The 12,653-nt window shown below is 60.6% G+C and carries 10 protein-coding genes; all 10 read right to left on the minus strand.

The genetic code is table 11. The features are described from left to right. Window positions 1-600: 600 nt before the first annotated feature. Complete coding sequence (locus tag V7E00_RS14135; protein WP_333573268.1) at window positions 601-2,646, minus strand: glycosyltransferase family 9 protein; 2,046 nt, start codon at window positions 2,644-2,646, stop codon at window positions 601-603. Next, complete coding sequence (locus V7E00_RS14140; protein WP_333573269.1) at window positions 2,643-3,680, minus strand: methyltransferase domain-containing protein; 1,038 nt, start codon at window positions 3,678-3,680, stop codon at window positions 2,643-2,645. The genes V7E00_RS14135 and V7E00_RS14140 overlap by 4 nt, the downstream gene beginning before the upstream one ends. 57 nt (window positions 3,681-3,737) lie before the next feature. Then, window positions 3,738-4,889, minus strand: coding sequence for a hypothetical protein (locus tag V7E00_RS14145; RefSeq protein WP_333573270.1), 1,152 nt, complete (start codon window positions 4,887-4,889; stop codon window positions 3,738-3,740). 128 nt (window positions 4,890-5,017) lie between these two features. After that, entirely contained in the window at window positions 5,018-6,193 is a 1,176-nt protein-coding gene (locus tag V7E00_RS14150; protein ID WP_333573271.1) for a lipopolysaccharide biosynthesis protein, read from the minus strand. A 31-nt stretch (window positions 6,194-6,224) separates the two neighbouring features. Continuing rightward, on the minus strand, window positions 6,225-7,037 hold the full coding sequence (locus tag V7E00_RS14155; protein WP_333573272.1) for an ABC transporter permease: 813 nt from the start codon (window positions 7,035-7,037) through the stop codon (window positions 6,225-6,227). Window positions 7,038-7,167: 130 nt separating this feature from the next. Next, window positions 7,168-7,863 (minus strand): hypothetical protein, encoded by a 696-nt coding sequence (locus V7E00_RS14160; protein WP_333573273.1) that lies wholly within the window; start codon window positions 7,861-7,863, stop codon window positions 7,168-7,170. Then, window positions 7,863-9,356 (minus strand): glycosyltransferase family 2 protein, encoded by a 1,494-nt coding sequence (locus V7E00_RS14165; protein ID WP_333573274.1) that lies wholly within the window; start codon window positions 9,354-9,356, stop codon window positions 7,863-7,865. Before V7E00_RS14165 ends, V7E00_RS14160 begins: the two co-directional genes overlap by 1 nt. A gap of 11 nt (window positions 9,357-9,367) precedes the next feature. Next, complete coding sequence (locus V7E00_RS14170) at window positions 9,368-10,000, minus strand: HAD family hydrolase (protein WP_333573275.1); 633 nt, start codon at window positions 9,998-10,000, stop codon at window positions 9,368-9,370. A gap of 10 nt (window positions 10,001-10,010) precedes the next feature. After that, the gene (locus V7E00_RS14175) at window positions 10,011-10,643 is read right to left on the minus strand and encodes a hypothetical protein (RefSeq protein ID WP_333573276.1); all 633 of its coding nucleotides are present in this window, start codon (window positions 10,641-10,643) and stop codon (window positions 10,011-10,013) included. A gap of 40 nt (window positions 10,644-10,683) precedes the next feature. Further along, entirely contained in the window at window positions 10,684-12,624 is a 1,941-nt protein-coding gene (locus V7E00_RS14180) for a hypothetical protein (RefSeq protein WP_333573277.1), read from the minus strand. Between the last annotated feature and the right edge of the window lie 29 nt (window positions 12,625-12,653).

Genomic DNA, 12,653 nt, shown 5'->3' on the forward strand with positions numbered 1-12,653 from the left:
CTTTTGTACCGAACGTCCTAGACGTTCAACGAACGCAATATGATAAACCTTAGGTTCCATGCCAGCTTGCCAAAGCCTCCTCTGCGTTCGAGATCGCTTTTGATCTTTGCGTTAGAGTGGATTGCATCGGCGATAGATTACCTCTCAGTCTGATCCTGGTTCGGCATTCCTGTCGGAGGAGGAGACCGGCTTGGATGTGTCATTCTTTATAGATCGACTTGCGTGTTCGGTTGATGGCTGCGCGTGACGGCGGACTCAGCTGTCGAACCGCGGCGAGATGGTTGTGGCACGCAATCCGAAAAGGGCCACACGCTCAAACGCTCGGACAGAGCGAGCAGGTCACCGTGGCAACCGACGCAAACAACAAACAATTTGAGTAGGGTGCTGCTTGCCTCATGGGAGCCGTGCAGTCACCTGCCGTGCCTGTTGGAGCGGAGCCGCACCAGCATCGGTCGTGAGCCGATCTATCGCGTCATCGCGATTAATCATAGCGAGTAAGATAGTACGCGCAGCTGCAAAATCTCCATCTCGCTTCCGCTTCGACATTGACAAACTCTTCCCCTACTCGTCCCGCGGTTTATTCAGGCCCCAGGCAGGATATCACCTGAGAGTGCCTGCCGGGAGGCCTAAAGCCTCTTCGGAGGCCGTTAGCACCTCTTCAACCGTAATACTCGTCAGGCACAACGCCTCCTTGCCGCAGAGTACGACATCATTGAGGGCGCAGCCCGCGCAGGGAACGCGCTTGCTCACGATCACACCAGACCCATCCTGCCCCCATTCGTTCCAGTTGAGGCGCCCCACGTGCAGGCTCACCGTAGGGACACCGCGAACGGCGGCAAGATGCTTCGGACCGGAGTCGTTCGCGATAACCAGTCCCGCACTGGACAGGATAGCATCGAAGCTGGCCGGTGGCATCTTATCGCACAAGCGCAGGCCGTCCTGCACGATTTGGCTGGCCACCTTACTCTTCGAATCTGCGTCGTCAAAAAACATGACGACCTGCAACATGGTTTTTTCGAGCAGCCGCCGCGCCAATTCCACATATTGCTGGAGGGGCCAGCGATTGATTGGATGCCGCGCGCCCGTATGAAGAACGACGTACTTGCCGTGTTCAAGGCCGTACCCCGACAGGATGGCCGCACCCAATTCCAGGCTGGGAACATTCTGCATCGCCGGTTGCGCCGCAATCGCCAGTGCCTCGATCAGCATGGAAACTGTCTTGGCGTGCGAAACATTTTCCAAAAGGTTTACCTTGTCACGCGAGCGAACGGAGATGCCAAAGTCAAGATAGGCGAATCGATCGGAATTGAAGCCGACCAAGACCTCCGCGGTGCAAAGTAGCAGGAGTGGCCGCGTTTCATCACCGGGCGAAAGATCGATAGCAAGATCGAAGCGGCCGCCGTTCAACATCTCGACAAGACGCGCCTGTTCTGCCTCGCGCAGGCATCGCCTTTCCGCCGACGGATCATAGTCCAGGGTAACCGTCAGCACCCTGTCAGCGACGCCGCTAGCCTCGACGATGTCGCGCAGGCCAGGCTGGACCAGCGCAGTGATCGACGCCTCCGGAAACAGGGCGCGAAGCCGCGCAAATGCGGGGAGCGAGGCGGACACGTCGCCGAGTTGATCGGCCCGCACTGCCAGGATCGACTGGACTGGGCGGGAGAAGAGACTTCGACGTGCCGGACGGATGAGCGCAGGCAACTCCCGGACATAGGTATCGCAATCCTCGTCCGGGCGAGGCGGGGAAGGAACATACGCATTCGACTGGGCAAGCTTTGCACCGTCTTCGACGACGCCGACGTTCACGTACAGGCCGGCCGGCTCGATGCGCCCCCCTGCCTTGATGCTGAGCCAGTGGCGGCCAGGCGGTAACCGGGCACTGTCGAACCAGAGATTGAAGACCTGTAGCTTCAATGCGCGGTTGAGCTGGGAGGGCCGAGTGGCGACACGCATGAGCAGTTGCTCACCCACGCCCGAGCCGCACCAAAGCTCGACATGATCCACCGGCATGACCGATAGGACCCGCCCCCTCAGCGCAACGACCCCGCAGAGCAGCGGTTCGGGAACGCCGTCGCGTTCCATGGCCATTGCTCCGACTTGGTCGAGCTTGACCGCCGCAATGGCGCCACCGGCAAACCGACGGGGTACGCCGGAGGTATCGCCAAGCGTGCCCAGCATCGCCCTGGCATCACCAGAATACCGCTTTACTCTTCGCGGCAATGCCGACGCCTGGACAGTGAGAGGCTGCACATTGATCGGTACGGGCAGCTCGCCCGCCTCCGCGGTCACGTGGAACGCGTGCCGGCGGAACCCCTCCAGCTTGTGCGCCTCAGCCGCTTCCGCCAGCGCGGCGGCACGATGCGCGACGCTGCCCACCGAATGATAGGCGGAAAGAGCGCCCTCGATATCGCCAAACGCACGCAAGCAATTACCGATCTGAATTTTCAGATCCTCGCGCCATGGCAACCATTCGATCGCTCGGCGATATTGATAGACCGCCTCAAGCCACTCGTCGCGTAGACGCGCCGCATCCCCACGACGAGCGAAAGGAAGACCAAAGCGCAAGCGGACAAGCTTGGCAACCCGCACCGGCATCTTCGATGCAGGCGGGCGAGCCGCAGTACCGGCCGGCAATTTCCTGCTCACACGCCCCGCCAAGCGATGAAGCCGAAGCAGGTCGCAGGGAAGCCGTCGACAGCGACCTTCAGATGCTGCGGCGCACCGAGCCAGTCCGTGATCGCATCGGGAAGGTCATGATGGAAAGGCGGCAGATCGATGAAGCGATCGAACGGCTTGTCACCAAGGGAAAAATCGAGCGGCGCCACGCGATGGCCCTCCGCGACCAGCTGGGCAGCCAACTGCTCGAAATGGTGGCGCTGGAAAAGAACGGTTCCCCAGTTGTCGATCGTCGGACCGTTCGGATTGATGTTGAATTCGGTCGTATGCACGCTGACCCCGCCGACCTTCAACACCTTGAGCGAGTTCCTGATGAATTCGAGGCCCTTCTGAATGGAACCAAGGTGCTCAAGCGCGCAGACCGACCAGCAAAAGTCATAGTCCTGGAGATCAGCCGGGATAGCGTTCATATCGACATAGCGCAGGCTTACCTTGTCGTCGAAGGTCGCTCGATCGACGAGATGTGCATGGAAAGCAAGCTCCAGGCTGGCGGTGTGCTGACTAGTAGTCGCCCAGCCCGCAGCCTGGGCACGGTCCGGCTCCATGTCGGTCATTGTCACTTCGATGCCACGAGAGGCGAAATAGCTCGGCAGCGGCTCGACACCGCACCCGAAACCAAGTCCCCGCGCGCCCGCGCGACGATGGCCGTGCTCATGCAGCACTTGCAGTACGTAGACTAACTCCCACACTTTGCGGTGATAGGTCACCGGGATTTGGAGTTCGCGGCACCAGTAGGCGGACCAGGCGCTTTCGATGTCCGCCTGAATTGATGTCTTGCACGGCAAACCAAGATAGCCGGGCTCCTGGTCCCCCGACGGGAGTGGCGTTACCTCCGACAGCCTCCGCGCAAGATCGTAGCCGAAGGTCTTGATATTTAGATAGGCGAGCGGCAGGTTCTTCACGAGCTCTGAAAGGGCATTAATGTTCGGCCGAGACTGCTCGTCGACAAGACTGAGCAGCAGCTTCATCTTCTCGCGGTCGGCCGACGTCAGCTTAGCAGTCATAGATCAAATCTCTCGACACGGTACGTGAGTTGCAACGGTTACGGACGTGTGCTGACATTATAACCAGCGGGAAGTTCGACGCGCGATAAAACCGGCCGCGCCAGGCTCGCGGTCGAACTCCGGTCGGTGCGGCGCCAACCGTAGTTGAGCGACATCGTGGCCCTTTGACAACATGTTGAGAGAAAGCCGCTCCAAAGCGGCGCGACTAAAGCCTGGACCATAACCCCCGGTGCCGACGACATGCACTGCCAGACCCGACGGCCGCAAGCAACCGAACGAGGACTCGATCATGCGCTGCACTGCGTCCGGATTCAGCCCAGGTTCGAGCCAGGCCGAACATACGAAATCGAAGTCGAGCAGGTCACCTTGGTTGAGTGCCTGTTGCAGATCCGCCATGTCGGACGGCGACGTTCCGCCAGTGTGCACGGTCAGGGCGCAGCCCTGTGCTGCCAGCGGCGCAGCGAGGTGGTCGCTGCTGCTGCCAACCAGCAGGCCTCGCGCACCTGCCTGCGCCATCTCGAATACAGCGAGCGCCTGCCGCTGATACACGGCGGACCAAGCCGCAAGTTCGTCCGCACCGCCCAGGCCAAGCGCGCGTCGCTGCTGTTCGAAGATGGGCTCGTCCAGTTGCGCGCGCGTTGCGATTTGCGACGTCGGCGCGCCCAGGGTCGGCGCCTCGACTGCTATGATGTGCGCCGCCTTCTTGAAACCGGCGAAGTTGCCGAACCGCGTCGGCGCGCCCTCGCCACGATCCTCGAGATCGATCGCCGTCTCGTCGTATAATCGCTCAACCGTGACGCGCAGATCGCTGGCCGATGCATCGGTCTGTCCGGCCACCAGACCCATCAAGGCATACCGCGCCGAGCGAAACGCCTCGAACGTTACTTGGACGTGCCCGCCATTTTGTGCGAGCCGATTGAGCTGGATGCGCTCACTCGTCACCATCGAGGCTACCGACCCCGGCTCGTCCGGCAACAGATGCACGCGCAGGACGAGCGTGCCCTGCTTCGCCTCGAGATCGGAAAGATGAATGGCGAAATTTGCCCTGCCCCGGGCTAGCCGCACATAATCGGTGTGAAACGCGTAGGAAGGATCGGCATTCGGCGTAGCGCCGCCGATGCCTTTGATAACGCTGGCCGTGTGGTCATGAAACGAGAACGGATCGAGGACCGCCGGCGCTGAACCTCCACTGGACATAAGCTTGTTCATCAACTCCGTTCGGCAATTGGCGGGACGCGTGGGCAGAGACCCGCCGTACGGCCACCTACCGCAAGGTCCCACCAGCGCCAGAGCCAATCAGAAGCTCGTCGTTCTGACCGGATAGACCAGCGCCCAACTCAGGAAGCGTGCTCACGCACACCCGCAGCGATCAACCAGCTGATCGAGTATACCAGCAGCGTTGCAATTAGCACCGTCAGCGTGACTCGCCACCGTTCGGGGTACAGGCTCTTTACCGGCTTGTTTGGTTCCACGACGTGAACCACATAGAGCTGCTGCCGCTGTGCCTGTTCGCGCGCCAAGGCAAGGGCCGCTGCTGCCGCCTCATACCGCTTTGCGAGAAATTCCTGCTGCAACTTGAGCTGCTCATATCCGCCGATATCCGTCGCTATTGCGTCGCTAGGCCCCGTGAGCTTGGCTGACGCCGCGCTGACCTGCCCTTCAAGTGCAGCCACCGTCGCCGCCATGGCGCGATACTGGGGGCTGGATGGACTGATGCTTCCGCGCATCACATTGAGCTGGGCACGCGCCGCCGCAAGGCGCTCGTTCAGGCCGCCGACCAGCGCAATTTGCGCCTGCCCCGTGATGAGCGGATCGATATCGGACCGCGATTGGCGGAACTGCGTCATCCGTCCCTGAACATCCGCCAGGCTCTTCTCAGCCGCCGCAAACTGCTGCTTCGCCAGCGCAATCGAATCGTTGTAGCTGCGCTGGTTCAGTTCGTTCACGCGCGCCTCACCCAGGCGCAGCAGCTTGCGGACGAGATCGTAGGAATCCTGCGGACGAAAGCTGCGCACGCTCAGCGTCGTGATCCCGGTCTCGGTGCTGTACGAAACGGTCACCATGCTCTGATAATAGCGCAGCAGGCTTTCCGGTGTCAGTCGACTGGTGTCCAGCCGACTGAAGAAGTCGATGCCCGGAAGGCTGTAGCGTTCGATCAGCCTATCATTGGTCTTCAGCGCGGCGACAGCATCATGCGACGAGAGATAGTCTGCGACACTCATTGCCTCGCTCTGCGATGACGTCGCGCCACCTGCCATACTGATGATCTGACCGAGCCCTCCGTTGAGCGCCGGTGCCGCAGGCGATTCCGTGCTTCGCACGAGGAAATGCGCCTCGGAGGAATATTGGTCGGACGCAAAGCCAAACAGATAGACTGCCGTCGCAGTTACGGGCGCAACCACTACGACAAAGAAAAGGTAATGCGCCTTTACCCATTCAATTGAACGTCGAAGTACCGAAGCACGACGCTTCCCACCGACCGTGGCGGGCTGTATTATACCATGCATATTCATGCAAGATTGCCTTGTTCAAGCGTTCAAATTTTTAGCGGAGATGAAGCCGCTTGCGGCATCTTGAAATAAACACAAGCCCGAGCCAGGTCTGGATCGCGCATACCGCGATCAAATACCCGCCGTCGAAATAATCGAGCTTGGCGCTGTTGAACTGTCCATAGCGAGCAAGTTCAAAAATATGCGGCAGCGGGAAATAGAGAACGACCGTACGGTACGGCTCAGGGATCCAGGACACTTGGATGAAAGCACAAGAGATCGGAATCATGAAGTACGCATAGGGGTGAACCAGCCGCTCCAGCGTGCGATTGTCGTGCGTGGTGCTCGCGATGATCATGGATTGGCTCCACGAGCACCAGAACATCGCGACAATAGCCAGGAAGAGGTAAAGCGGCCGGGCCGGAAGCGCCATGAGACCTACGCCCCACAACAGCGCAGACAACAATATATAGGTCGTGAAGGTGCCGGCCGCTTCGAGAATGGAGCGGGCAAGAACAACATCGAAGATCGTAACCATGCGATGGTAGAGCAGCACGGCACTGCTTTCGACGATGCCCTCCGAGCGGTTCACGATCTGTCGAAACATGATGAACGTCGTGTAACCTAGCACCGTGAAAGCGAGCGGCTTGATGTCGCTGCCATATTCGGTGTGTCCGCTACGATGGAGTAGCGCCATCACGCTGGCGAGAATCATCGGCTCCGCGAAGAGCCACAGATATCCGATATTTTCGCGGCCGTAGCGCGTGTGCAGTTCGCGCATGATGATGGCGCCGATCACGCGCCCCTGCACGGACAAACCTCGCAGGAGCGAACCCCCGCCTTGGCTGCTGGCGATCACAGGTCCCATTGGGGCAACTCAATCCTACGCATTTCGATACCTATCGCGACATGCTGCAGGCCACCATGCCGCCACGCCCGCAGCGTGTCCCGATAGCGTCCTACCAGTGCCGTGTCGATGGCTGCGCCGCGCGGGTCCGTCAGGCCGATATTTTCACATCGCGAATATTACGGACCGGCGCCACACCCACCTTCGACCCTTGTGCCAAAACCCCGTTAAACAACGGGCAGACGAAGAGCAAACCATTGTGAGAGAGCGCCTCGCGATTGTCGAGGCTGTGGGCGACCGACCGCAGGAAGGTCGCCGCGTTGCGGAAGAAATAGACGCCAGCCGATGCGTGCGACGAAATAACCTTCTTCTCTGCTGTTCGCAGGACCGCTCCTTCGGGGTCCAACTCGGCATAGCTGTAAACGGGGCTAGACGATGGGAAGGTGAGCAACAACCCACCGGCATCCGGAGCACGGAAATAGTCAAGTGGATCCGCTTCGTCGTCGAAGAGGATGTCCGCCAGATCGATGCAAAGCGGGGCGCCCGGATCGGCCAGGGCGACGCCGCAAAGCGCGGTCAGCGCGGCGCCACCGGTGAATGCCCCCAGGAAGACGTTGCGAGACCCTGGATACCATTCGGCAAGGCGTTCGACGGCGAACGTGCGCGACACTGGCGTATCGCGCAGCAGAAAGACGCAGTCCTCCGCCGAAACGGTGCCGTTCCGCCACCAGCTCCGGCTCTCGAGCGCACGTCGAAGGAGCGGCGCCCCCTCGACCATACGCTCTGCCCGTGTATCGTCGGCGCCCGTCTCGAAATCGGGACCGGCCAGCGGGACGATGACCTGCATCAGCGTGCGTGCCGCTCGAGAAACGCTTCGAGATCCGGAGGCGTGCCGAGGCCCGACATCGCATTCGCCGGCACCTCATACACCCCGATGCGCGCACCGTTACGGATCATGTAGTTGTAAACCGGACAGGTGTAGAACTCGTTATTCACGCGATCGTTGCGGGCGATCATGTCCACCGCAGCGTCGACGAAGTCGCTGCCTCTGCGGAACAGATAGATACCGACCGTGGCCAGATCCGAAATCGGCTTTTTTTCGGCCACTTCGGTCACAAGACCCTCGTCGTTGAGGCGCGCGAATGACCATTTGGGATCACGCGAAGGGTCACGGAAGACCAGAATCGAACCGTCCAGGCCGCGCTTCAGGCAATCCTGGACATAGTCGTCGACAGAAAAGTCGACCAGCTGATCCGAATTGGCCACAAGCAGGGGTTGATCATTGTCAAACGCGGCCCGCGCGAGCAACAGCGTGCAGGCCGTTCCTTCGGTAAGCTGATCCACCTCGGTGAACTGCAGGCCAAGTCCCGAGAGCGTGGCCAGTTCTGCCTCGCATCGCCGTGCGTGCTCGCGACGCAGCAACACCCGAACCGACGCGCCGCTAGGCGTTACATTATCGATCACGTGACGGATCATCGGCCGGCCGAGCACGTCGATGAACGGCTTCGGCTTCTCATACCCTGCCTTGGCGAAACGGCTACCCTCCCCTGCCGCGGGGATTACCACCTGAACCGTCGCCAGAGAAGGCGCCTCTGTCGTTCCCAGCGAACGCAGGATGCGACCCTCCTCATACTCCTCGATCTTCGTCGGCGAGTAGAAACTGTGATACGACGTTGCCGAAATCTCGATGCTACGGACACTGCCGCCGCCGAGAATGATCTCGTTCAGCGCGGGTGCGATATAATAGAGCCCCTGGTGGCTGGCGCCCGATTCGATGCACGCCTTAGCCGCGTCGATGAAAGTCGCCGCCGTCTTGAAATAATAGAGTCCGCCCACCGCTTGTCGGCTGATGACGCGCTTCTCCGCAGCCTGCGCGATTTCGCCGTTTTCACCAAGGCTGACATAAGACCAGCGCGGGTGAACCGAGTCGAACGTCACGACGCCGGCGTCGCTGCCATGGTGCTGGAAGTCGTTGACGATCTGCTGGAGATCGGCGTCGATGATCTGGTCGCCGTTGGAAATGATCAGCGGCTGGTCGAGTTGAAGCTCGTCGATAGCCATCAGGCAGGTGCACAAGCTGCCCTTTGTCTCCGCGCCAAGCTGAACGATTTTCGAACGCCCCTCGGTGATGATTTCCAGTGACCGATCCAGCGAGAAGGCGGCCGCATCCTCTCGACGGATCACGAACAGGAAGCGCGGCTCCGGGTGAAGGCGCTTCAGCCCTTCCACGACGCGTTCGATCATCGGCCGACCAGCGACCTCCACCAGCGGCTTGGGGAAGTGGAAATCCTCCTTCTTGAAGAAGGGCGACTGGGTTGCGAGCGGGACGAGAATTTGCACGGTGAGATTCCTCAGTTCGCTGCGGCAGCGTTGATCGCGTCGATCGTCTGGCGGATGCGGGGATAGGTGACGTCTTCGGTCGTACCGATCGTCATTAGATGCGCCCCCGAGGCGCGAGCGGCCTGGATGCCGTGGTCATTGTCTTCCAGAATAAGCGTCTCGGCCGGCGTGACCCCCAGCTTTTCCATCGCCAGGTTATAGATAGCCGGATCGGGCTTGCCGCGTTCGACGTGCTGTGCCGACAGCTGGAGATCAAGATACGCATCGAGCTTCGAAAGGCTCATCATCAGCTTGACCGAATCAACAATCGAGTTCGAGCAGACAGCGAGGTGATAGCCCTGTTGCTTCAGGCGCGAGAGAGCATCGCGATGGTGAAACACCGGACGGCAACGAGCATAAGCGATTTCCTGCGTGAAACTCTGCTTCAACCGGTTGGTGAAGTCATGCAGACCCCGCGGGAACCCACGCGTTTTCGTCAGCATGTTCAACTTGTCACGCGTCGGCAGTCCGTCGAAGGTAGCGAGATGCGCATCTCGAGCGATTTCCATGCCGAAATGGGCGAGCGCAAGATTCAGCGCCTCATAGTGCCAGTCTTTAGCTTCGATTAGAACGCCGTCCATATCGAAGAGTACCGCTTTAATCATGTTGTCTTCCTCACCTCTCGAAATAGGCGCGTGCTTGATCGGGAAAGTCGGTACACAGTTGCAGCCGCTTTCGAACATGGGGTTCGATATTCTTCCAGCAGGCCCATGCATCAAGATGAGGGCGGCGGTGCAGTTCCGGCGACACGAGTGCAATGTCGCCTGCGACGTGCGTGCCAGCTTCAGCGATCGCGGTAGCATCAGCGAACGGACGCTCGAAACAATCCATCCACACGCCCGCAGCATCCGAATCGAGCGGGGAAGCCCCCTCGAACTCGCTCCTGCGCACGTAGAATGGAATGCCTGCCTTGCGGTAGCCCAGGAGATCGGGAACCGACATATCGAACACGACATAATTGGTAACGGCAGCCGAGGCCAGGCTGCGCTGCAGCGCTTCCTGCAACCCGTCGGCCTTGACGTTCAGTGCCAGCTTGGTCCGCTCAGGATATTCCAGATATATTTCAAGAAATCGGTCGAAATGCATCGCCCCATCTACTGGGGGATCATGGCTAATCACCAAAACCCCTTCGTGATCGCGAACATCAGTCTCTATCCCGAAACCATTCTCGAATGCGCGACGGATCGCACGCTCGCTGTTCTTTTCTTCCGGCGTGCGCCAGAAGCCACGATGCGCCAGATAGTCCACGTTCCCCCCTATCAGTCGATATTTGCCCCCCGCCGCTCGCTCAGACAAGCGAGTTCAGGAACTCGGCCATACCCGCAACGGTGGTCCGCCGGGCATCCTCTTCAATCTCGGCGCGCAACTGCTCCACCGTTCGCCGTCCCCGATAGATCTCGAACTCAACGGATGAACGCAGGACTTCACGGATCTTGGTCGCGTGTTCGAACAAGATCGTGCGGAGGTGCGTGTGCGGGAACAGGCGAACCCGATACGCTGCATTGACGGGCGTGTTCGGCGCAACGATCGACTGCAGCAACTGGTACCCGTCCATCAGCCGCTCGAAGGCAGCCCGGTCCACCACCATGTAGCGGTCGCCGACCCCCTCGATGTAGGTCGCATGAGGGTCGTGGTCGAACATGCCCCAGTTGGTCTCGCCGGACCGAATCTGGGCGTCGACAAGGTTGCCCAGCGGCCCCGACAGACTGGTGAGATCGGATCGGATCAACAGGGCATGGGTAACCGGCCGAGCCGCCCGCTGTTCGGCCTCAGCAACAAGAGCGCGGTGCGCGGATATGCGGTTCCACATGCGGCCTTGGTTCAACACCGGGACCGAATTGCCGAACACCTCCTTCAGCCGCTCGCCAAGCTCCCCCATGTAGCGCTCGTCATCCTCGATGGAAACGAGCGCATCGGCGATGAACTGGCCCTGCAATGTCGCCGCATCCAAGCTCTGTGTCTCGCGCCCTTCGTCGATGAGCTTGCGCGTAATCGTCGGTATATACGCCGCTGCGTCGCGCACCTGCATTAGTCGGTGCGATGCGAGCCGATCCATGATCGGAACCGGGAGCAGATCCCGCAGGAAGGAATAACCGTCCTGCTCCTGAAGCTCGCGCTGGCCGCTGTCCTTCCACGTCGCAATGCCGAAGCTCAGCGAGCCTCCGCTCTCCACGAAAGCGGAGAACTGCTGCTGCAGATAGTCTGCAAGCGGCGCGAGCAGATATTTGCCGAAGCGCACCTGCCCGAACAGGCCGACATAGAGATGCCGCCCGACAGGCGCCGCCTGTGCCGCGTAGGTCGGCGCGAGGCTTCCCAGTGCGGCAAACGCCTCAGGCGGCTGAAGGTCAAGTCGTAGCTTGCGGGCCTTGACCTCCAGAGCGTTGAGCACGGCGGCGGTGCGGAGCTTGCGCGCACTGTCGTCGGGCGCGGTTACGCTGCAATGGTCCACCATCATACGGGCAGCGGCCTGCGCATAGGCAGGATCGCCCTCATCCGCGAAGTTCAAGAGCGCCTTGACGAAGACTGCGTCGGATGCGGCATCCGGCTTGCGCAGCAGGCGATCGACCATCTGACGCGCCTCGTCCCATCGTCTGGTAGCCACCATATAGGCGAGCGCGGTGGAAAGGATGGACGTCGGCGCATTTTCCGGCAAGTGGCTGAGCAAACGCGCGAAAACGTCCGCGCGCAGATGCAGCGCATCGGGCCTGAGGAAGGTCCATTCTTGAAGATGGGTGAACAGGTCGTCCGGTGCGTCGATGGACGCGATCAGATCCTGCAGCAGGGTCTCGGCCACCATCAGACGTGCCGCGTGCATTTGCTGGCTGGGCAAGAGGTCGATGAACGGCGAGGCCAGATCGACGCTGTGGCTGGCAAGGGCCGCAAGCAGATCCTTCCGAAGTCGCGCGAAGCTTGGCACCCCCGCCACGGCTTCTTGGGGAACGCCACGCAACCACGTCATGGCCTCGGACAGGCGACCATTCTGACGGTGGTGGTGCGCCATCAGCAGACGGATGTGCGGATGCGCCCGCAACGATTCCGGCATCCCGGCCAGGATACGGTCCGGCACATCCGACACGCTAAAGGTCGTTGTGACGACCAGCAGTTCGAGCGTGGCGCGAAAATGGCTCGGATCGCTTGCCACCAGAGCTTCCAGGCCCACCGAGGCAGCGGCAACGTCACCGGCGTCGCGAATCGCAACCCATTCCGATACCTGGTCATCCAACGACACCGTATTGCCCCTCCCCATCCAGACCTCCC

Source organism: Sphingomonas sp., assembly GCF_036731925.1.
Taxonomy (GTDB): domain Bacteria; phylum Pseudomonadota; class Alphaproteobacteria; order Sphingomonadales; family Sphingomonadaceae; genus Sphingomonas.